The organism is Paenibacillus sp. FSL R10-2748, from assembly GCF_038005565.1.
GTDB classification, from domain to species: domain Bacteria; phylum Bacillota; class Bacilli; order Paenibacillales; family Paenibacillaceae; genus Paenibacillus; species Paenibacillus polymyxa_B.
The window spans coordinates 541,069-562,730 of the sequence record NZ_JBBOTK010000003.1; the positions used below are offsets into that span (position 1 = coordinate 541,069).

Consider the following 21,662-nt stretch of genomic DNA (forward strand, 5'->3'; position numbering starts at 1 on the left):
TTACATGTCATATCTTTCCCTTGACAAAAGGTTGCGGTGGCAGGTGTTAAATCAATCAAGGGAATGTTATAATAAACAGGATTTACAGGCACGCATTGCATCTGTGCTTATTTGGTTTGTACAAATAGGTTACATAGATCCTTTCGACTCAGGATAGTTCGATATGCTGGCGCGAAAGAACGTGACGATAATACCGGAGGGAATATATTATGGCGAAACTGGTGGTTTGCGATCACCCTTTGATCCAACACAAACTTACATTTATCCGCGATGTGCGGACAAACACCAAGGATTTCCGCGAGCTGGTGGATGAAGTAGCAACATTGATGGCTTATGAAATTACACGGGATATCCCGCTGGAAAGCATTACGGTGCAGACACCGGTTGCTGAGACAGAAGGTAAAGTGATTTCAGGACGTATGCTGGGTCTTATTCCGATTCTGCGTGCAGGCTTGGGTATGCTGGATGGCGTAGTAAAGCTGCTGCCTGCAGCAAAGGTAGGCCATGTGGGACTGTTCCGCGATCCTGAGACGCTGCAACCCGTAGAATACTATACGAAGCTGCCTACAGATGTAACTGAGCGTGAATTGATCGTGATTGATCCGATGCTTGCAACGGGGGGCTCGGCAATTGCGGCGATTGATGTGTTGAAAAAGAGAGGTTGCACTCAAATTAAAATGATGAATCTGATTGCTGCTCCTGAAGGAGTCAAAGCTGTGCAGGATGCGCATCCTGATGTAGACATCTACGTCGCTGCATTGGACGAGCGTCTGGATGATCATGGATACATCATTCCAGGTCTTGGTGACGCGGGAGACCGCTTGTACGGAACCAAGTAGACTGCCTTTGGCGGTTCGGCAAAATCTATGGACGTTATGACAGGTCGTTTTTCTGAATAAGGAAGATCTGTGAAGCGGACATTTATTATGAAAAGGGGTTCAACAGAAAATGTCCAAAATCAAAGTGATGACAATTTTTGGTGTGCGTCCGGAAGCGATTAAGATGGCTCCTCTTATTTTGGAGCTTCAGCGTCACCCGGAGCATATCGAGTCCGTGGTATGCGTTACGGCTCAACATCGCCAGATGCTTGATCAGGTTCTGGAAGTTTTCAATATTCACCCTGACTATGATCTGGACGTAATGAAGGATCGCCAGACACTTAATGAAATCTCCATGCGGGTACTTCAAGGTCTGGAACCTGTATTGCGTGAGGCCAAGCCCGATATCGTGTTGGTTCACGGCGATACGCTGACCACTTTCCTCGCCAGCTATGCAGCCTTTATGCAGCAGATTGAAGTAGGGCATGTGGAAGCAGGCTTGCGGACGTGGAACAAGCTTTCTCCATATCCTGAAGAAATGAACCGTCAGCTCACAGGCGTGCTGTCTGATCTGCATTTCTCGCCTACTTCTTTATCGGCTGGAAATTTGCGGAAGGAAAATAAGCCTGAATCGCGAATATATGTTACAGGCAATACAGTAACTGACGTATTTCAGTATACGGTTCGCCAGGATTACGAGCACCCCGTACTGGACTGGGCTCAGGGCAAACGCCTGATTCTTATGACAGCACATCGCCGGGAATCCCAAGGGGAACCGCATCGTCAGATTTTTAATGCGGTTAAGCGAATTGCGGATGAGTTTGAGGATATCGCTATTGTTTACCCGGTTCATCCGAGCCCGGCTGTGAAGGAACCTGCATTTGAGATTTTAGGCAACCATCCGCGTATTAAGCTGATTGATCCGCTGGATGTTGTGGATCTGCACAATTTTTACCCACATACACATCTGATCCTTACGGATTCCGGTGGGCTTCAGGAAGAAGCGCCTTCGTTCGGAGTACCTGTTCTGGTGCTGCGTGATACGACTGAAAGACCGGAAGGAATTGAAGCGGGCACCTTGGAACTGGTGGGTACGAGTGAAGAGAACGTGTACAATCGGACCAAGGCACTTTTGACAGATTCCGCGTTGTACGAATCTATGAGCCAAGCAGCGAATCCTTACGGCGATGGCCAAGCATCAGTAAGAATTGTCAATGCGATTTTGCACCATTATGGTGTTCAATCCGAACGCCCTGAAGAATTTCACACAATGTTCACAAAAGGTGTTCGTCCGATATAATTATTCTTTACAAGGCAAGCATACAGTTAAACTGTACGGTTACCAAGGGATACAGCAATTTAAGATGCTTTGTCGTTTGATTTTATACTTTAGGGCACTAAAATATCTCAATTGACAAAGTATCTTATATTTAAGTAAAATGGACTGGAATTGCAGGGGTGACATGGAAAAGTGGTCAAACCTTCCAAGCAAAACAACAACCGAAATAACACCGGAAATGCCTTTAAGGCTATAGGACTGGTGAGCGCGATCGGCATTGATTTGGCGATATGCACACTGGGTGGTTTCTATGCAGGAAAATGGCTTGATGCCAAACTTGGTGGCTCCGGAATTTGGATTGGCGTAAGCGTTCTCGCAGGCTTGGTTGTAGGCGCATTAAGTATTGCCCTTGTGATCGGAAAGGTACTGAGGGATAACCATGAATGAGATGACCCGTATGCAAAAAATGTTATGGATCGTAGCGCTTGGTATTATGGCTCTGTGTTTCCTGGTCTCCGCCTTCATGCCCCAACATCGTGACATTGCTCACGGAATCATTCTGGGAACGGGAGTAAGCTGTCTAAATGTGCTGTATATGGCCTACAAAATTCGACAGGTTGCGAGTGCGGCCGCCGGTGAAAGAAAGAAGAGAGTGTTTGGTATTGGCTTTGGCGTTCGATTAGGGACCTCAATTTTGGCAGTGGTGCTGGCGATAGAATTTCCGGCCTATTTCCATGAGATCGCTGTAATGGCAAGCCTGGTGACTGGGCAATTTCTTCTGTTAATTATAGGCATCATATTCGCGCTTCAGGAAAAATGATGGCTCAACTGAGAAAGGGGTGAGAAAACATGTTGCATGAATCACCGATTATCCAATTGGGCGGGTTTAACATTGACTTGTCCGTCATTATTATGCTTATTGTGACTTGTGCGATTGTATTTGGACTGGCATTTGCTGCAACGCGCAATTTGTCTGTGGACAATCCAAGCAAGTTGCAAAATTTTATGGAATGGGTCGTAGAATTCGTTCAAGGACTGATTACCAGCACGATGGATTTGAAAAAAGGGAAGCCATTCCTCTCCTTGGGGATGACGCTGATCATGTTCATTTTCGTGGGGAATATGCTGGGCTTACCGTTCGGGATTGTGACCGAATTCGATAATGCGCAAAGTGCCCAAGTATTTGGACATGAAATCATTCCAGTCAAAGAAGCATTAGAACAAGCACAGGCGTCTCACCCAGGCGAAGCTGCCCATGTAGGCATCAGCTGGTGGAAATCACCTACTGCAGATGCAGGGGTATCTATTGGACTCGCTTTAATGATCTTTGTCCTGGTTCATTTCCTGGGAATCTTCCGCAATACCAAAGCTTACTTCAAGCATTACGTTCAGCCATTTCCATTCTTTTTGCCAATTAACTTGATTGAGCAGTTCTCAAAACTATTGACACATGGTATGCGTCTATTCGGTAATATTTTTGCCGGCGAAGTTTTGATCAGTGTTCTGCTGAAATTGACAGCACTTGGTGTAGGAGGCTGGATTGCTTCCGTATTGGGACTCGTTGTTTGGCAAGGATTTAGTATCTTTGTCGGCAGTATTCAAGCGTTCGTCTTCACGATTCTGACGTTTGTATACATTTCGCAGTCCATTGACACGCATGAAGAAGAGCATTAGACAAGCTCGTTTTCCGGTTTTTAGTTAAGTTCAGGAGTACGCTTCGCTCTTAACTGCAAATACATGTACAATATAAATACACATCACTAAGGAGGATTTTTAAAATGGGAGTTTGGGCATATATCGCAGCTGCAATCGCAGTAGGTTTGGGCGCTTTGGGCGCAGGTATTGGTAACGGTCTGATCGTAAGTAAAACAGTTGAAGGTATCGCTCGTCAGCCTGAAGCAAAAGCAACGTTGCAAACGGTAATGTTTATCGGTGTAGGTCTGGTCGAAGCCCTGCCAATCATCGGGGTCGTTCTGGCATTCATTTTCTATGCAGGTGCTTAATTGAATGGAAGCAAGGTTTGGCGGGGAAGGCACAGCCATCCGCGCCTTCTTTGTTCGTTTGAACATGAAAGATCCAGAACCGACGTTCACCGGAAAGGAGTGACTTCAATTGAGTTTAAATTGGACAAGTATCGTTTTCACAATCATTGCATTTTTGATCTTGTACTGGTTACTGACGCGTTATGCATTCGGCCCTCTCTTTTCCGTTATGGAGAAGCGGCGTCAGCTTGTATTACAGCAAATGAATGAAGCGGCACAGACGCGTGAACAGGCTACTGCTTATGTTGAGGAGCAAAAGCAGGCTCTCCAGCAGGCACGTAAGGAAGCGTACGACATTATCGAGCAGTCAAAACAAACAGGTAACAAACAAGCGGAGCAAATTATTGTTCAGGCTAAAGACGAAGCTGTCCGCCTGAAAGACGAAGCTGTTCGTGAAATCACAAGCGAGCGTAATAAGGCGGTTGCCGAACTGCGCAGCGAAGTGGGTAAAGCTTCGGTACAAATTGCTTCCAAACTGATTCAAAAGGAAATCAAGGAAGACCAAGTCCAGGGAGAGCTTGTCGACCAATACCTTAAAGAGGTAGGAGGCAAAGCATGAGCCGGGATACGGTAGTAGCCAAACGGTATGCGAAAGCTTTGTTTGAAGTGGCAGAGCAGGAACAGACCATTATGGAAACCGAGCAGGAGCTACGTGCTTTTGTAGAGGCTGTATCGGGGGATGCTGAAATCCGTAAATTCATTAATTCTCCTAACATTACGGAAGCGGTCAAGCTTCAAGTTCTGGCTAACAGTTTTGAAGGCAAGCTTTCTGCCTCGCTAATTAACACGATCAAGCTGTTGATTCAGCGTAGTAGAGCAGATTTGTTCGAATCTCTCCTTGCCGGATACCTCGATATTCAGGAATACAAGCTGGGAATTGCTCATGCAAAGGTGTATTCGACTTATGCTTTAAGTGATCAGGAAAAAACAGCGGTAGCCGAGGAATTCGGAGCCCGTGAACATAAAACAATCCGTGTGGAAAATATAGTGGACCCGAGTCTACTGGGCGGATTGAAAGTGGTTATCGGCGATACACTGTACGACGGCAGTCTGGCCGGCAAGCTGGATCGTCTCGAGAAATCCTTTAACAGACGAGTATAGAAGATAGGGGTGAACACACTTGAGTATCAAACCTGAGGAAATCAGTTCATTGATTAAAAGTCAGATTGAACAATATAAAAATGATATCGAGGTCGTTGAAGTCGGCACTGTTGTTGAAGTCGGCGACGGTATTGCCCGCGTCTACGGACTGGAAAAAGTTATGGCCGGTGAATTGGTTGAATTCGACACTGGCGTATTGGGCTTGGCGCTCAACGTGGAAGAAAGCAATGTCGGTGTTGTTATTTTGGGTCAATTCTCCGACATTCGTGAAGGCGGTCAAGTAAAACGTACAGGTCAAATCATGCAGGTCCCTGTAGGGGAAGCATTGATCGGACGTGTAGTTAACCCACTGGGACAACCAGTAGACGGTAAAGGACCGATTGCTACAACAGAATTCCGTCCGGTTGAAAGTCAGGCTCCAGGCGTTATGGCCCGTAAATCGGTACATGAGCCTATGCAGACGGGGATTAAAGCTATTGATGCGATGGTTCCGATTGGTCGTGGTCAACGTGAGTTGATCATCGGTGACCGTCAAACAGGTAAAACTTCTATCGCAATTGATGCAATTTTGAACCAAAAAGGTAACGGCATGAAATGTATTTATGTCGCTATTGGTCAAAAACAATCCACGGTAGCTCAAGTTGTTGAAACATTGCGTCGTCACGGTGCGCTGGAATACACGATTGTCGTTACGGCATCTGCTTCCGAACCATCACCATTGCTGTACATTGCTCCTTACTCTGGCTGCGCCATGGGTGAGTATTTCATGTACAAAGGCGAGCATGTCCTTGTAGTTTATGATGACTTGACTAAACAAGCATCAGCTTACCGGGAACTGTCCCTGTTGCTGCGTCGTCCACCGGGTCGTGAAGCATATCCGGGTGACGTTTTCTATCTTCACTCTCGTTTGCTGGAACGTGCAGCGAAGCTAAATGATGAGTTGGGCGGCGGATCACTTACCGCATTGCCGTTCATCGAGACACAGGCTTCCGACGTTTCTGCATATATTCCAACCAACGTTATTTCCATCACGGATGGACAGATCTTCTTGGAAGCTGACTTGTTCTATGCAGGGCAACGTCCGGCGATCAACGTAGGTATTTCTGTATCCCGTGTAGGTGGTTCAGCTCAGATTAAAGCGATGAAAAAGGTAGCAGGTTCCCTGCGTCTGGATCTTGCTCAATATCGTGAGCTTCAAGCGTTCTCCCAATTCGGGTCCGACTTGGATAAATCCACAAAAGCCCGTCTGGATCGCGGCGCACGCATGATGGAAATTTTGAAACAAGGTGTTAACCAACCGCTTGCTGTAGAGCAACAAGTAGTGAGCTTGTATACTGCTGTAAAAGGCTTCCTTGATGATATCCCTGTAGCGGATGTAAAACGTTTTGAAAAAGACTTCCTGTCTTTCATGGTGTCTGACCATCAAGACGTGCTTCAATCTATCCGCGACACGAAAGACCTGGTTGCTGATAACGAAGCGGCTTTGAAGGCGGCTATCGAGAAATTCAAAAAATCATTCGCCACGTCGGTTTAATACATTGGAATTTGCCTGTTTATGATGAAAGATGTACTAAGGAAGCGTGCCCTCCGGGTTTTGGCTTCCTTGGCATGTTTTACCCTCAATAACAGGCCCTTTAACATATGTCCGGCTGGATTTGAATCTTACGAAGTGCTTGGACTTGGCCCAAGCTAAGGGATTGCTTACGAAGTTAGCTTTGGCTTTGCTGGAGCTTAAAGGTGGTGAAATCATGGCAAAAGGTATGCGCGAGATTAAACGTCAGATTAAAAGTGTGCAGAGTACGAAGCAGATCACGAAAGCGATGGAAATGGTCGCTGCATCCAAGCTGAGAAAAGCTCAGGAGAAAGCGGAGTCGGCTCGTCCTTACTCGGAAAAGCTTAAGGAAGTTGTGAGTAGTATTGCTTCTGGAGCGAATAACATCAAGCATCCAATGCTGGAAACGCGTCCGGTTAAAAAGACTGCTTATCTCATCATTACATCTGATCGTGGTCTGGCTGGTGGTTATAACGCCAATATTTTACGACAGGTTACGCAGACGATTTCTGAACGTCACCGTTCACAGGATGAATTTGTGATTTTCATCATTGGACGAAAAGGACGGGATTATTTCAGACGTCGTGAATTTCCTATCGCTGAATCGGTAACAGATCTGTCGGATACACCTGCTTTTGCAGATATCAAAACAATTGCAAGCAAGGCTGTACAAGGCTTTGAACTTAAAGAATTTGATGAGCTTTATCTATGCTATAACCGCTTTGTCAACGCATTGACTCAAATTCCAACAGTTGACCGTCTGTTACCAATGGCAACACCGGATTCAGCTACAGCTTCATCCTCAATTAACTATGAGTATGAGCCTTCACCAGAAGGAGTGCTGGAAGTATTGCTGCCGCGTTACGCGGAAACGCTCATTTACGGCGCTTTGCTGGATGGTAAAGCTAGTGAACTGGGAGCGAAGATGACGGCGATGGGATCTGCTACGAAGAATGCTTCCAAGCTAATTGGTGAGCTTTCCTTGACCTATAACCGTGCTCGTCAAGCGGCTATTACCCAGGAAATTACGGAAATCGTTGCAGGGGCAAGCGCTCAGTCTTAATCAGGCTTGTTGCGACTGTTTTATAACAGGGTCTACACTATTATGATAAATTGCGGGCGCAAAACAAATCAGAGTGGTTCGGATTTGCGGCTGTGCAAGCTTGTAGGAGGGAAACCAAAAGATGAACAAAGGACGCGTAGTGAGCATCATGGGTCCGGTTGTCGACGTTGAGTTCGAACGTGGACAACTTCCGGAAATCCTGAATGCCATTCATATTGGGACTGTGCTGGAGAGCGGAGTCAAAATTGATCTGACGCTCGAAGCTTCAAAACATCTAGGTGACAACCGTGTGCGTTGTATTGCCATGTCTTCCACAGATGGTTTGGTTCGTGGGGCTGAAGCCATAGATCTGGGAGCACCTATTTCAGTACCTGTCGGCGAAGCTACTCTTGGACGCGTATTTAACGTGCTTGGAACGCCAATTGATAATGGTGCTGATATGAGTGAAACGGCTAGAAATCCGATTCACCGTCAAGCTCCTTCTTTCGATGAGCTGACAACTCAAGCAGAGATGCTCGAAACCGGTATTAAAGTTATCGACTTGCTGGCTCCTTATGCTAAGGGTGGTAAAGTCGGATTGTTTGGTGGTGCTGGTGTAGGTAAAACCGTAACCATTCAAGAATTGATTAACAATATCGCTCAGGAGCATGGTGGTATTTCTGTATTTGCGGGTGTAGGTGAACGCACACGTGAAGGAAATGACTTGTACCATGAAATGAGAGATTCCGGCGTTATCAACAAAACAGCGATGGTGTTCGGACAAATGAACGAGCCTCCGGGTGCACGTTTGCGTGTAGCTCTCACAGGTCTGACGATGGCGGAATACTTCCGTGACCAAGAAGGCCGTGACGTGTTGCTCTTTATTGATAACATTTTCCGCTTTACTCAAGCAGGTTCTGAGGTTTCGGCCCTGTTGGGACGTATGCCTTCAGCAGTAGGTTACCAGCCTACGCTGGCTACTGAGATGGGTCAATTGCAAGAACGGATTACTTCTACTAAAAAAGGTTCTGTTACTTCCATTCAGGCGATCTATGTGCCTGCGGATGACTACACTGACCCGGCTCCTGCTACAACGTTTGCCCATTTGGATGCTACAACGAATCTGGAACGTAAAATTTCCGAAATGGGTATTTACCCGGCGGTTGATCCACTCGCATCAAGCTCCCGTATTTTGGCTCCAGACGTTGTGGGTGAAGAGCATTACAATGTAGCACAAGGGGTAAAACAAATTTTGGCCCGCTACAATGAGCTTCAGGATATCATTGCCATCCTGGGTATGGACGAGCTGAGTGAAGAAGATAAAATGTTGGTGGCACGTGCACGTAAAATCCAGCGTTTCCTTTCTCAACCTTTCCACGTTGCCGAAGCATTTAACGGCTTCCCAGGTAAATATGTGCCGGTTAAAGAAACTGTACGAAGCTTCAAAGAAATTTTGGAAGGCAAGTATGACCATCTTCCAGAAGCGGCTTTCCTTTTTGTAGGAGCCATCGAAGAAGCAGTTGAAAAAGCTAAAACGTTGTAAACAACAGGCAAAGAATAGCCGAGCCTTACGAAGTGAGCTGTCTGCGGACAGCTTCCAGGAGGGATTCAAGTGAGCACGTATTTACTAGAGATTGTGACGCCGGAGCGCCTGGTTTATACAGAACAGGTAAACAGCATCAGTGTTCGCGGCTCGGAAGGCGATCTTGGGATTTTACCTGGACACCTTCCCTTGGTCACTCCCTTGAAGATTGCACCGATACGCATTAAAATCGGTGGTCAAACCGAAGTGATCGCGGTCAATGGGGGCTTTCTTGAAGTCCGCAAGGATAAAGTGGTCATTTTGGCTGAGAGTGCGGAACGTTCCGAAGAAATTGATGTGGAGCGTGCCCGTGCGGCAAGGGAGCGGGCAGAACTGCGGCTCCAGAGCAAGCAGGAACAGATAGATCATCATCGGGCGGAAGTAGCTCTGCAACGGGCGCTTAACCGTTTAAATGCTACAAGCATCAGAACCAATAAGAATTAATATTGGATTTTAAGTGGAATTTTAAAAGGGTTCGGCATAGTATACGGATGGAACGACAAGGAGACCACTTCATAATTTCTGCCAAAGAATGTCCGGTAGAAGGTGAGGGAGAACCTTGCTTCCTTCGATCACTGTGATCGGGCCCTTTTTTAGCTGTTATTACCAAATGTACAGTCCTATTTCTTGCCCGGCTGCTAGGTATTTAGTACCTTTTAAATTCACGAAACAGAAGTGATTAATCACATTTTGTCGAAATAAATGTCCTGAAAACAGAAATAGCACTGGCATATTAGGCGTTCGCCGAGTATTATAAAGAAGTCTGTGACGCAGATGGGAGGAATTATGGTTGAACGGGAAACAGCAATTGGCTGAACAGCTAAGTCAATCGGCGAGTATGACCGCGCTGATCTCCATGATCGTGTCGCTCATCTGTATAGCGTTAGCTTGGTGGGCTTTACAGAGTTTTAAGCTGGATTTGTTAATCCGGCAACCCAAAGGACCGCAAGGCAGATTGCTACACTTGTTTCTTGCTATAATTTTGGGACAGTTGGTTTCTGGGTTCCTGTTGAGCTACATTTCTTGGAGTCAGATGCTCTAGAATTTGTTTTAACATGAAGTGGGCGGGTTATATGACCTTATGACTGTGTCTCTGCGGGAATTGTCGAATAACATCGCGTCATATTGTTAACAATGGTAAACAAAAGAACCATACATGTATAGCTGGCTGAATCAGTCAGAGTACAATGGTCGTCAAGTACAAAAAACGCTTGTATACTTGTTTTAATCAGTGGTATGATGGCAGTTAGGGTATTAGTAAAATCTTGTTTTTTTATGTAATGAAAAAGCAAGGCATGAAAATAGCGGAATATGTTCTTTTTTTCCAGAATGGAAAAGGGAAATGACGCGCGGAGGGAACCATAGATGAGCAAATTTATCGTCCGCGGTGGCAACAGATTGACCGGGAGTGTCAAAGTCAGCGGAGCCAAAAACTCAGTTCTGCCGATCATCGCCGCTTCTCTGCTAGGAGAAGAAGGAGAAAGTGTTATTATTGATGCACCTCCTCTAGACGATGTGATGACCATTAACAAAGTGCTGGAGTCCTTAGGAGCAGGCGTTACATACCAAGATGAGGTCATTCGTGTTGACGCGCGGAAGATAATTTCCTGTGAAGCCCCTTACGAGTGGGTTAGGAAAATGCGCGCATCATTCTTGGTTATGGGGCCGCTGCTTACACGTTTGGGACGTACAAGGATCTCGCTTCCAGGCGGATGCGCAATCGGAACGCGACCAATTGATCAGCATTTGAAGGGTTTTGAGGCATTGGGCGCGGAGATTAGCCTGGGCCAAGGTTTTATTGAAGCTAAAAGTAACGGGCGTCTGCGTGGAGCTAAAGTTTATTTGGATGTAGCCAGCGTAGGAGCAACCGAGAATATTATGATGGCCGCTACTCTTGCTGAGGGCGTAACTACCATCGAGAATGCTGCTAAGGAACCTGAGATTGTTGATCTCGCAAATTTCCTGAATGGAATGGGTGCCAAAGTACGCGGTGCGGGCACGGGCGTTATTCGTATTGAAGGCGTTGAGAAGCTGCATGGTGTAAAACATACGGTCATTCCCGACCGGGTAGAAGCAGGTACTTATATGGTTGCTGCTGCGATCACAGGCGGGAACGTATATGTAGAAGGCGCAATATCCGATCATTTAGGACCGGTTATTTCCAAGATGGAAGAAATGGGTGTAACCATTCAACCTGATGAGAACGGAATTCGTGTCATTGCAGATAAGCCGTTAAAGGCCGTTGATGTTAAAACATTGCCTTATCCTGGTTTTCCTACCGATATGCAGTCTCAGATGATGGCACTTCAACTTGCCGCTGAAGGAACGAGCATTATTACGGAAACCGTGTTTGAAAATCGTTTCATGCATGTGGATGAATTTCATCTCATGAATGCGGAAATTAAGGTTGAAGGTCGTTCCGCCATTGTAACTGGTAATGCTAAGCTGACAGGTGCGAAAGTAACCTCTACAGATTTGCGTGCAGGTGCTGCGTTAATTCTGACCGGACTCATTGCGGAAGGTACAACGGAGGTATCCGGCGTACATCACATCGATCGCGGTTACGTTCATTTGGCTGAGAAGCTGACTGGATTGGGAGCGGACATTTACAGAGTGACCGTGGAAGAGTCCAAACTGAATCATTCGCCCAGTACAGAGCGCGTAATGCCAGAAGAGACGTCGGGAAATCTGTTTAAGAAGATCCAGCCTTCCCTCGCCTAAGCTTTAACGTATGTCGCTTCATGTTGCATAAGTATATTCTTGAACAATAAGGAACCAAGTCCGAAAGGGCTTGGTTTTTTTGTTGTTTGCAACCAGTTTTTTTCATTCTTTCAGTTCTCTTAAAACGGTTCTATCAAAGTGGACGACTTCATATGATTGAAAATATCTGCTGGAGTATATCTGTACTTCCAGCCGGACACTTAGCCCTTTGATGGAGGTTTCAGCCTATGAAAGATTCACAGGTTCGCATCCGTATACCCATTCATCATCCTAAGGAACATCGCCAGGCTTCACTTGCGGAGGAAGGTTCTGGCTCTATAGCTACTTCGTTACAAAAAAATAAGCTTATGCAACAGCAGCCGGACACAAGAGGTACATTGCCGATTGGCGTCAAGCCCAATCGGCGTACAACAGCCGTGCCTTCCGCTGTGAACTCCGTTGATACGGCTTTGCCTATTGCTGGAGCAGCGGTCCATGACACACGCGCTGCAAGCCCGCTGCAGGTGCCGCTACCGCACCTGCGTCCTTCCGCCGGGCGTGCCCCGCGCTGGGGCAGCCGCCGCCCATGGCTGCCATTCGCCGCCATGGCAGGGGTGCTGGTGCTTGCCATGGCTGTGCCCGCGCTAATGGCGTGGCCTCGCCAGACGGCGCAGCAGGTGCCACCGAGCAGTCGCACGGCAGCACCGGCTGCACCTAGCGTAACGGCAAAGGGCGGGACGCCCGTCACGCGCCTGCCAGGTGTCCCGCCGATACCGGCGGTGCCCGCTGCTCCAACGCGCAGCGTGCCGGTGGTGGCAGAGCCGGACGTGCGTGTGTACGTCACGTCTACCGGTCGCACGGAGACGTTACCGCTGGAGCAATACATTGTCGGCGTAGTAGCCGCCGAAATGCCGCCCAGCTTCGAGGGCGAGGCACTGAAAGCGCAGGCCATTGCCGCGCGTACCTTCATTGCCCGGCGTTTGCTGGCTGATGACACCAGCGGTGCCCCGGCGGGAGCAGATGTGACGGATACTGTTAAACATCAGGCTTATATCTCTAAAGCTAAACTTACTAGAGAATGGGGGCACTCTGGTAAATCCGCAGAGCTGGCTAAAATTCAGCAGGCCGTACGAGACACCAAGGATACGATCATGGTATATGAAGGCAAGCCCATTACGGCCTCTTTTTTTTCTACTAGCAATGGCTACACCGAAAATTCAGAGGATGTATGGGCGAAGGCAGTGCCCTATTTACGAAGTGTGTCAAGTCCATGGGACAAGCAGTTGGCCCCACGTTATACAGAAACCGTCACACTGAGTCGTCAGAGTGTGTTCGATAGATTGGGGTTGAGTCGTACTGCGATAGCTGCTTCTACTGGAGGAGGGAGAATGCCAGAGATTCGTATACTCTCTAAGACAGAAGGACATCGCATCAAGAAGATTGAGGTTGGTGGTTCAATCTTTACAGGGCCGGAAATCCGTAACAAACTGGGGCTGCGTTCGGCTGAGTTTACGTGGAAGGCTGAAGGGGATCGGATTGCTATAACAACCTATGGTTATGGTCATGGTGTTGGTATGAGTCAGTGGGGAGCCAATGGAATGGCCAAGGAAGGTCATACTGCCACTCAAATTCTCCTTCACTATTATACTGGCATTTCTTTTGCGCAAGCCTCTCGTATTCTAAGTTAGTAAATATTTCGAAACTTTGAAGTATAAAAGAGTTGCACCCGGTAACACTGGTTACTGAGGTGATGAGCAAATGAATGAACAAAATAAAAACCAGAACCAAAACCATGAAGAAACACCCAAAACCTTTCAGGGTGGAAGAGCTTCACGGCCGTCTTCGTGGAAAAAGCTGTTGTCCAAAAGGTGGGCATACCCGGCAGCCTACATTGCCGCAGCAGCCATTATACTAACCTTAGTGTGGGTCTATCAGGATGCCAGCCAGAAGTCTTTCAAACCTGACCCAGCTAGTCCATCGGTACAAAGCACAAGTGCAGTGAACACCGATGTTAACGGACAACAGCCAGAAAGCGTGGAAGTAGTTGCCCAGTCGGAAAATATCGCATGGCCAGTAGCAGATGCTGGCGCAGTACAGGTCGTAAAGCCGTTCTTTGATGAGAACGCGACCGCTGATGAGCAGGCGGCAGCTATGGTAGAGTACGATAAAACATTTACCGCTAACACTGGGATTGATCTTTCCCGGGCCGACGATCAGGCGTTTGAAGTGAGAGCCGCCCTGAGTGGCAAAGTATCTCGTGTGGAACAACATCCGCTGGTAGGTAGTGTCGTAGAAATCACGCATGATAATAATCTCAAAACGGTGTATCAAAGCTTGAGTGATCTGAAAGTAAAAGAAGGCGATCAAGTGAAACAAAACGATGTGATTGCTTCAGCGGGTCGTAACGAGCTTGAAAAGGATTTGAAAACACATCTGCATTTTGAAGTGTATCAGGATGACAAGCCGGTGAATCCAGCAGGTCTGCTTCCTAAAAAATAAATTTGGTCATGGCTTTGCATGCAAAGCGGGGAATCCACATTCCCTGCTTTTTTCTTGTGTAGTTTTTGTGCATAAGGTAAACATAAGCTGCTTTTGCCAAATAAATAGGCCTTCGGAAGCATGTCTTCCCGCCAAACCGCGAATATATAGGCACGCTCCTCATATAATGTACCAAACTATCCACAGTAGGGAGGCGGGAGCGTGCACGATTACATCAAGGAACGGACCATCAAAATCGGTCGCTGTATCGTGGAAACAAGGAATACGGTCCGTACGATTGCCAAGGAATTTGGTGTCTCCAAGAGCACGGTGCATAAAGATCTGACCGAACGGCTGCCTGAAATCAACCCGGATCTTGCCGATCAGGTGAAGCACATTCTCGAATACCATAAATCCATCCGCCATCTGCGGGGAGGAGAAGCGACGAAAATTAAGTACAAAAAAACGAGTGGCAAACGAAGGGAGATTCTCGTTTCTGGCAAGTCCTAAAAATATATAGTGAATTGGCTGGCAAAGCCATTGAATCAACCCCCTGAAGTATGATATGTTAAAAGATGGTACAAGACGAAAAATGACATGTAACCGTAGGTTTATACATATATTTGCCGCTTCTTGTCGAATCTTAGCTTTTTAAAATATCACTTTGGGGGCCTTTTTAATATGTTCAGTAATGATATCGGTATCGACCTCGGTACGGCCAACGTGCTTATCCACGTCAAAGGGAAGGGGGTTGTTCTTGACGAACCTTCCGTTGTCGCGATAGAAAGCGATTCAAAAAGAGTTCTGGCTGTCGGAGAGGAAGCGCGCCGTATGGTGGGACGTACTCCTGGTAATATCATAGCCATCCGTCCATTACGTGATGGTGTCATCGCCGATTTTGAAGTAACAGAAGCGATGTTAAAATATTTTATCAATCGGGTAGGGGGAAAAAGCTGGTACAGCCACCCTCGTATTCTAATTTGTGCGCCGACGAACATTACCTCAGTGGAGCAAAAAGCGATTCGTGAAGCGGCGGAGCGTAGCGGGGCCAAGGAAGTATTTTTGGAGGAAGAGCCAAAAGCGGCTGCCATCGGAGCAGGAATGGATATTTTTGAGCCTAGCGGCAACATGGTAGTGGATATTGGTGGCGGAACGACTGACGTTGCAGTCCTCTCTATGGGGGATGTCGTAACAGCTTCTTCCATTAAAATGGCAGGGGACAAATTTGATACAGCCATCATGAAATATGTAAAAACGAAGTACAAGCTTCTGATCGGGGAACGTACGGCTGAGGATATCAAGATTGCTATCGGAACCGTGCATCCGAGCGGACGTCGTGCAGAGATGGACATCCGTGGACGGGATATGGTATCCGGATTGCCCAAAACGTTAAGTATTTCTGCGGATGAAGTGCAGGATGCGCTTAGAGATCCTGTATCGGCGATTGTTGCTGCGGCCAAGTTTGTATTGGAGCAGACCCCACCGGAACTGTCAGCTGATATTATTGACCGCGGTGTTATTTTGACTGGTGGCGGTGCCTTGCTTAGCGGATTGGACGAGCTGCTTGCTGAAGAACTGCGTGTTCCAGTACTGGTTGCCGAAGATCCGATGCATTGTGTTGTTAAAGGTACAGGAATTATGCTGGATAATTTGGATCATGTGGTTAAGAAAAAGTTCTAATCTGCCGATAGTGACTATAAGAGACTCGTGTGCGGTCAGACAGGTTACCTAGCATTTTGGCTTTCGTGCCTCCGCGCGAGCATATGATTTTAGCAGAGTATAGGATTGGGGTGCACGATACATGTTGAGAGGTTTATATACTGCGGCCGCCGGATTGATGACACAACAACGACGCCATGACACCGTGACGCAAAATATTGCTAATATGAATACGACGGGATACAAACAGGAGAACAGTGTTCAGCGTTCTTTCCCCGAAATGCTTATTTCCATGACGGGTGGTAACCCTGATAACCCGGACCGTACGGTCGGCAAGCTCAATACTGGCGTTTTTGCTGAGGAAAGCCTCTCCCCTTACATTCAGGGAGCATTAAAGGACAGTGGACAAGCGACGGATTTTGCGATACAGTCCAATATTAATGTGAACGACCCAGCTACTGGTCAACCTATGGCTTTTGATCAGGCAGGGAAATTCATCAATGCTAACGGTGAAGTCACCTACCGTCCAGAAGCGTTTTTTACGGTGCGGGACAGTAATGGTAACGTTCGTTATACACGTGATGGACATTTTCAAGTAAATGGAGCGGGAGCATTGCTTTCATCGACTGGCTCAGCGGTGCTGGATACGAATGGAAACCCGATTCAATTGACGGGGGCTGTCTCAGAGCTTAAAGTAAATGAGCGGGGCGAATTGGTAGATAGCCAGTCCAACCAGACATTGGGGACGACGCTCGGTATTAGTGTCATTGATCGTCCGTACCAGCTCGTTCGTGAGGGCAATGGGAATTTTCGCCTGAATGATACTGACGGTGCTACAGCTAGAATGATGACTGCTAACGATGCTGTATCCGTTCGTCAAGGTTATCTGGAGGTATCTAATGTAGATGCTTCACAGTCCATGGTGGATATGATGGCTGCGTTAAGAGCGTATGAGGCGAATCAGAAGGTAATTCAATTTTATGATAAAAGCTTGGACAAGGCCGTTAATGAAGTAGGCCGTGTATAACAGGGGGTAAGTGATGAACAACTCCATGATTGGCGCAATGGTATCTATGGCCAGTGTGCAGCAGCGTTTGGATTTAATTGCCGATAATATTGCTAATATCAATACAGTGGGTTATAAGAGTAAACAGGGTTCCTTTGAAGATGTATTGGCCAATGTGCAGCAACAGCCTTCAACGTATCTCCAAAATGGACGGGCCATGCCGCTCGGCTATAATTTGGGCTACGGAGTTAAAACGGCCGCAATCATGAAAAATATGGAGCAAGGTCCGCTCAAGGAGACGGGACTTCCTACCGATCTGGCGATTCAAGGTAATGCCATGTTTGAAGTTCAGGGAAATGGGCAAAAAGCTTGGACCCGTGACGGTAGCTTTCATTTTGTTCCTGATCCGAATGATAGTGCGACGATGATGTTGACCACTGCTGAAGGTTATTCCGTGCTGGATAACAATGATGTTCCTGTGACTGCTCCAGCGGGTTCCAAGGTGGCTATTAACTCGGATGGCGAATTGCTGATTCGTGCTAATGGAACTGGGGCTCCGACAGTTGGTCAGAGAATCAAGCTAATGGATGTACAGCGTCCAGAAGGACTGGAACAGCGGGATGATAACCTGTTCGTGTTGTTGAATGGTATAACAGAGGCAAATGTATTCGGAGCTGCAGGTGTGGCAGGTGCTGTTCCAGCGGACGTATCTGTGCGTTCCGGTTATCTTGAGGAATCTAATGTGGATTTAGCGGGCGAAATGACGGATATGATGCAAGTTCAGCGGATGTATCAAATGGCGGCACGGGCATTAACTTCTAGTGATACGATGATGAACCTGGCCAACAATCTGAGGGCTTAAGGATTTGGTGATGAAAGAAGAACAATCTGATTCCCGTCCGGTGCCTGAAAAGACGAAGTCCCGCTGGCGTACTGCTCGTTATTTCGTAGTTCCGTTGCTGCTCCTGTTCTCGCTGTTAGGCGGCTTAATTGCAGGATATGTAATTGTAGGTAAGCAAGGGTTGTCAGGTGTATTCGAATGGAAAACCTGGCAGCATGTGATTGATCTTATATTTGCGCCTTAGTTTACTTTAAATGAGTGGGGGCGGGAAAAGGTCGCTCCGCGAATGATTTGATCATACGATCGCTGTTGCAGCGGGATTTTCTTATTTGATAAATTATTCAGATGTAAAAATCCCTTTGCAAAGGCGAACGCTCGCGCTTCTCCAGATTCAAATCCTTCGCTCCGCTGCTACCCGCCATCAGGGCCACTTTTATTAAAATAACCCCCCCGCAATTTGTGTGGGGAGTATAGAATAACAAAACCCTGTGCCAGTGGCGCAGGGTTTTGTTATGCCTTCAGGCAGGAGCCTTCAAATGCAGTGACGGGCAGCTTGCAGCCATTGGACACAATCGCAGAGGCCTTCGGTTGTTTCACTGCCCTTCACGGCAAGCGAGTATTATTGAAGCGAGGCTTTCCTTTTGAGCCAAAAGTAACTCGGCGGAGGGGTTTATTTGAATCTGGAGAAGCGATAGCGTTCGCCTTTGCCCCTAAATTTTAACCTTGCAGGTATTATAAAATGAAAAAATTTAGGGGCAACAGCGATCGGAAGATCAAATAAATCACGTAGCCCTTCCCCCCCTTGGCTCAAATGAAACTTCGCTTCACCCCCATAATAGGAGCACCCAATATGGTACTTCCGCGTAATTTTCTTTTTGTATCTGATAACTGTATAATGATGGGGAAGTTTATAACACTGCGGGGTAAAACCAAGCACGGGCAAAAGGGCTTCTTCGCGCCTCGGGTTGCATAACCGGCGGAAAAAGCCCCTTATCTCAACCTCCACTTCTGCAGTAGGTGAAGGATATCTAACATTGTTGCCGCCAAGAGCTGTTTTTATGCAGCGCAGGCGGGGTAATATTATGCTTGCAGTAACTCATGACTGATACAGAGTCAAACCTGCAAGCGGGAGGAGTTATTAAGGTAAATGGACAAATTGCAATTGGATGTTAATCAAATTCAGGAGATTATCCCACATCGAGCGCCATTTTTATTGGTAGATCGTATTATTGAGCTGGAGGAAGGGAAAAGAGCAGTGGGCATTAAAAATGTAACGATGAATGAGCCTCATTTCATTGGACATTTTCCGGGGTATCCCGTTATGCCTGGTGTGTTGATCACCGAAGCACTGGCTCAAGTTGGGGCTGTCGCATTACTGCATCTAGAGAGCAATCGTGGCAAAATCGGGTTCTTGGCAGGGTTGGATGGTTTCCGTTTCCGTGGACAGGTGGTTCCTGGGGATACGCTTACGCTTGAAGTGGAAATCACTCGTTCCAAAGGCGCATTTGGCAAAGGGAAAGCTACGGCTAAAGTAGGCGATACGGTAGTAGCTGAGGGCGAAATTATGTTTGCTTTATCTGACCCTCCCCAATAAATAAAGCTCTGCCGACATAAGTACGACGTCTGAACTGAGTGCATGTGTACATAGAAATCCTGTTTTGACAACCCAAAAATGGAGAGGGGAAATTCCGTATGACGCAGTTGAGTAAAAAAGCATTAGAAGGCATTGAGAGCTGGCTGCAAGACCCTTATATTGATGAAGAGACTAAACAGGAGTTGCGCGCATTGGAAGGCAACGAGCAGGAACTGGAGGATCGCTTTTACAAAGAGCTGGAATTTGGTACAGGCGGTCTGCGTGGAGTGATCGGGGCAGGAAGTAACCGGATGAACCGTTACGTCATTGGACGTGCGACTCAAGGGCTGGCTCGCTATATTTTAGAACAGCATGCTGGTAAAGAAGGCAAACCTTCGGTTGTCATTGCACATGATTCGCGTCATTTTTCACCAGAATTTGCTCTGGATGCAGCTTTGGTGCTGGCAGGCAATGGTATCGTGGCTAAGTTGTTCCCTTCCTTGCGTCCAACGCCACAGCTTTCGTTTAGTGTACGTCATTTGGGAGCCAGTGGAGGGATCGTTGTGACAGCGAGTCACAATCCTCCTGAGTATAATGGATACAAGGTATACAACGATGAAGGGGGTCAGCTTGTTCCAGATCAGGCTGAACAGGTAATTAGTTATATCCGTGAGGTTCCTTCTTTTGCCGACATTCGCAGTTTGACACGTGAGGAAGCAGAGGCACAGGGATTGTTGGTTTGGCTTGGAGAAGAGGAAGATGAAGCGTTTGTAGATACGGTAGCCAGTGTGAGTGTGAACCGTGAGCTGATTGCAGCCGGACCAGGCAAAAACTTCAAAGTTGTGTTTACACCTCTCCATGGTACTGGAAATGAACCGGTTCGTCGTGTGCTGAAGAAGATCGGTTTTGAACAGGTGCATATAGTGCCTGAGCAAGAGCTGCCAGATGCTGAATTTTCGACTGTCAAGTCGCCAAACCCGGAAGAACGTGATGCGTTTAAACTGGCAATCGCGCTGGGTGAGAAAATTGGTGCGGATCTGTTGATCGGAACAGACCCTGATGCTGACCGTATGGGTGCAGTTGTGAAAAACCGTGATGGCGAATATGTGGTATTGTCCGGTAATCAGTCTGGCGCGATCATGGTTTACTACTTGTTGAATCAGCTGAAAGAAACAGGCAAGCTTCCGAATAATGGGGCGGTTATCAAAACCATCGTAACCAGCGAAATGGGCGCAGTCATTGCCGAACATTTTGGAGCAACTGTGTTTAACACGCTAACTGGCTTCAAGTATATTGGCGAGAAAATGAACCAGTTTGACGAAACTGGCGAGTACACCTACCTGTTTGGCTATGAAGAGAGCTATGGTTATTTGGCAGGGAATTATGCTCGCGATAAGGATGCTGTCTTGGCGGCTATGCTGATCGCTGAAGCTGCTGCTTATTACAGCACACAAGGTAAGACGCTCTATGATGTTTTACAAGAGCTGTATGAGCAGTTTGGCTACTTCCTTGAGAAGCTGGAGTCTCGTACCCTTAAGGGTAAGGATGGAGTGGCACAAATTCAGGGCAAAATGACCGATTGGCGTAGCAACGCGCCTCAAGAGATTGCAGGCGTGAAGGTAGACAAGGTACTGGACTACTCACAAGGTCTGGACGGACTTCCACAGGAAAATGTACTCAAATTTTTACTGGAGGACGGTTCGTGGTTTTGCCTGCGCCCTTCGGGAACGGAGCCAAAAATCAAAGTATACTTCGCGGTACGCGGTTCCTCGCTGTCAGACGCGGAGCAAAGAATCAGCCACCTGGTCGATGCTGTTATGGCTCGCGTAGACGCTTGAGAAAAATCCCTTTATAATAGAATAGGTTAAGGTAATTGGATAAGATATAGTAATCGGTGACCTCTCACGGCAAAGGGCAGTACGCCGTGGAGGTCATTTCTGTATTGCAGAATAACCTGGAAGAGGCTTTGGGAAAATAGGCTTATTCCGG

At 47.2% G+C, this 21,662-nt stretch carries 23 protein-coding genes; all 23 read left to right on the forward strand.

The genetic code is table 11. From position 1 onward, the window contains the following. Nucleotides 1-209 precede the first annotated feature (209 nt). The gene (upp, locus tag NSS66_RS12415; RefSeq protein WP_013312332.1) at nt 210-839 is read left to right on the forward strand and encodes a uracil phosphoribosyltransferase; all 630 of its coding nucleotides are present in this window, start codon (nt 210-212) and stop codon (nt 837-839) included. 109 nt (nt 840-948) lie between these two features. Continuing rightward, nucleotides 949-2,118: a non-hydrolyzing UDP-N-acetylglucosamine 2-epimerase gene (wecB, locus tag NSS66_RS12420; RefSeq protein ID WP_023990712.1), complete on the forward strand. Its 1,170-nt coding sequence runs from the start codon at nt 949-951 to the stop codon at nt 2,116-2,118. 171 nt (nt 2,119-2,289) lie between these two features. After that, complete coding sequence (locus tag NSS66_RS12425; protein WP_023990711.1) at nt 2,290-2,544, forward strand: AtpZ/AtpI family protein; 255 nt, start codon at nt 2,290-2,292, stop codon at nt 2,542-2,544. After that, nucleotides 2,537-2,917 carry an ATP synthase subunit I gene (locus NSS66_RS12430; protein ID WP_013312329.1) on the forward strand — a complete coding sequence of 127 codons (381 nt, stop codon included), beginning with the start codon at nt 2,537-2,539 and terminating at the stop codon, nt 2,915-2,917. Before NSS66_RS12425 ends, NSS66_RS12430 begins: the two co-directional genes overlap by 8 nt. 29 nt (nt 2,918-2,946) lie before the next feature. Further along, entirely contained in the window at nt 2,947-3,771 is an 825-nt protein-coding gene (gene atpB, locus NSS66_RS12435) for a F0F1 ATP synthase subunit A (protein ID WP_028542178.1), read from the forward strand. A gap of 104 nt (nt 3,772-3,875) precedes the next feature. Continuing rightward, nucleotides 3,876-4,100 (forward strand): F0F1 ATP synthase subunit C, encoded by a 225-nt coding sequence (atpE, locus tag NSS66_RS12440; protein ID WP_007432750.1) that lies wholly within the window; start codon nt 3,876-3,878, stop codon nt 4,098-4,100. Between the two features lie 109 nt (nt 4,101-4,209). Continuing rightward, the gene (gene atpF, locus NSS66_RS12445) at nt 4,210-4,698 is read left to right on the forward strand and encodes a F0F1 ATP synthase subunit B (RefSeq protein WP_340959033.1); all 489 of its coding nucleotides are present in this window, start codon (nt 4,210-4,212) and stop codon (nt 4,696-4,698) included. Then, nucleotides 4,695-5,240: a F0F1 ATP synthase subunit delta gene (locus tag NSS66_RS12450; protein ID WP_013312326.1), complete on the forward strand. Its 546-nt coding sequence runs from the start codon at nt 4,695-4,697 to the stop codon at nt 5,238-5,240. Before atpF ends, NSS66_RS12450 begins: the two co-directional genes overlap by 4 nt. A gap of 19 nt (nt 5,241-5,259) precedes the next feature. Continuing rightward, complete coding sequence (gene atpA / locus NSS66_RS12455) at nt 5,260-6,774, forward strand: F0F1 ATP synthase subunit alpha (RefSeq protein WP_013312325.1); 1,515 nt, start codon at nt 5,260-5,262, stop codon at nt 6,772-6,774. Nucleotides 6,775-6,988: 214 nt separating this feature from the next. Then, nucleotides 6,989-7,855, forward strand: coding sequence for an ATP synthase F1 subunit gamma (gene atpG, locus NSS66_RS12460; protein ID WP_023990707.1), 867 nt, complete (start codon nt 6,989-6,991; stop codon nt 7,853-7,855). A 121-nt stretch (nt 7,856-7,976) separates the two neighbouring features. After that, entirely contained in the window at nt 7,977-9,377 is a 1,401-nt protein-coding gene (gene atpD, locus NSS66_RS12465; RefSeq protein WP_013312323.1) for a F0F1 ATP synthase subunit beta, read from the forward strand. A gap of 69 nt (nt 9,378-9,446) precedes the next feature. Further along, nucleotides 9,447-9,860 carry a F0F1 ATP synthase subunit epsilon gene (locus NSS66_RS12470; RefSeq protein ID WP_013312322.1) on the forward strand — a complete coding sequence of 138 codons (414 nt, stop codon included), beginning with the start codon at nt 9,447-9,449 and terminating at the stop codon, nt 9,858-9,860. Between the two features lie 346 nt (nt 9,861-10,206). Further along, entirely contained in the window at nt 10,207-10,458 is a 252-nt protein-coding gene (locus tag NSS66_RS12475) for a DUF1146 family protein (RefSeq protein WP_013312321.1), read from the forward strand. A gap of 323 nt (nt 10,459-10,781) precedes the next feature. Continuing rightward, nucleotides 10,782-12,137, forward strand: coding sequence for a UDP-N-acetylglucosamine 1-carboxyvinyltransferase (murA, locus tag NSS66_RS12480; protein ID WP_028542175.1), 1,356 nt, complete (start codon nt 10,782-10,784; stop codon nt 12,135-12,137). A gap of 227 nt (nt 12,138-12,364) precedes the next feature. Then, nucleotides 12,365-13,804, forward strand: a complete 1,440-nt coding sequence (spoIID, locus tag NSS66_RS12485; RefSeq protein WP_023990705.1) for a stage II sporulation protein D — start codon at nt 12,365-12,367, stop codon at nt 13,802-13,804. Between the two features lie 70 nt (nt 13,805-13,874). Beyond that, nucleotides 13,875-14,615, forward strand: coding sequence for a M23 family metallopeptidase (locus NSS66_RS12490; protein ID WP_013312318.1), 741 nt, complete (start codon nt 13,875-13,877; stop codon nt 14,613-14,615). A gap of 201 nt (nt 14,616-14,816) precedes the next feature. After that, nucleotides 14,817-15,104, forward strand: a complete 288-nt coding sequence (gene spoIIID, locus NSS66_RS12495; RefSeq protein ID WP_007432737.1) for a sporulation transcriptional regulator SpoIIID — start codon at nt 14,817-14,819, stop codon at nt 15,102-15,104. A 171-nt stretch (nt 15,105-15,275) separates the two neighbouring features. Then, on the forward strand, nt 15,276-16,274 hold the full coding sequence (locus NSS66_RS12500) for a rod shape-determining protein (RefSeq protein WP_013312317.1): 999 nt from the start codon (nt 15,276-15,278) through the stop codon (nt 16,272-16,274). A gap of 121 nt (nt 16,275-16,395) precedes the next feature. After that, nucleotides 16,396-17,280 carry a flagellar hook-basal body protein gene (locus NSS66_RS12505; protein ID WP_023990702.1) on the forward strand — a complete coding sequence of 295 codons (885 nt, stop codon included), beginning with the start codon at nt 16,396-16,398 and terminating at the stop codon, nt 17,278-17,280. 13 nt (nt 17,281-17,293) lie between these two features. Continuing rightward, nucleotides 17,294-18,121 (forward strand): flagellar hook-basal body protein, encoded by an 828-nt coding sequence (locus NSS66_RS12510; RefSeq protein ID WP_023990701.1) that lies wholly within the window; start codon nt 17,294-17,296, stop codon nt 18,119-18,121. A gap of 10 nt (nt 18,122-18,131) precedes the next feature. Beyond that, the gene (locus NSS66_RS12515) at nt 18,132-18,344 is read left to right on the forward strand and encodes a DNA-directed RNA polymerase subunit beta (RefSeq protein WP_028542171.1); all 213 of its coding nucleotides are present in this window, start codon (nt 18,132-18,134) and stop codon (nt 18,342-18,344) included. 903 nt (nt 18,345-19,247) lie between these two features. Next, nucleotides 19,248-19,694, forward strand: a complete 447-nt coding sequence (gene fabZ, locus NSS66_RS12520; RefSeq protein ID WP_013312312.1) for a 3-hydroxyacyl-ACP dehydratase FabZ — start codon at nt 19,248-19,250, stop codon at nt 19,692-19,694. A 98-nt stretch (nt 19,695-19,792) separates the two neighbouring features. Then, the gene (locus NSS66_RS12525) at nt 19,793-21,511 is read left to right on the forward strand and encodes a phospho-sugar mutase (RefSeq protein ID WP_160788471.1); all 1,719 of its coding nucleotides are present in this window, start codon (nt 19,793-19,795) and stop codon (nt 21,509-21,511) included. The last annotated feature ends 151 nt before the right edge of the window (nt 21,512-21,662 follow it).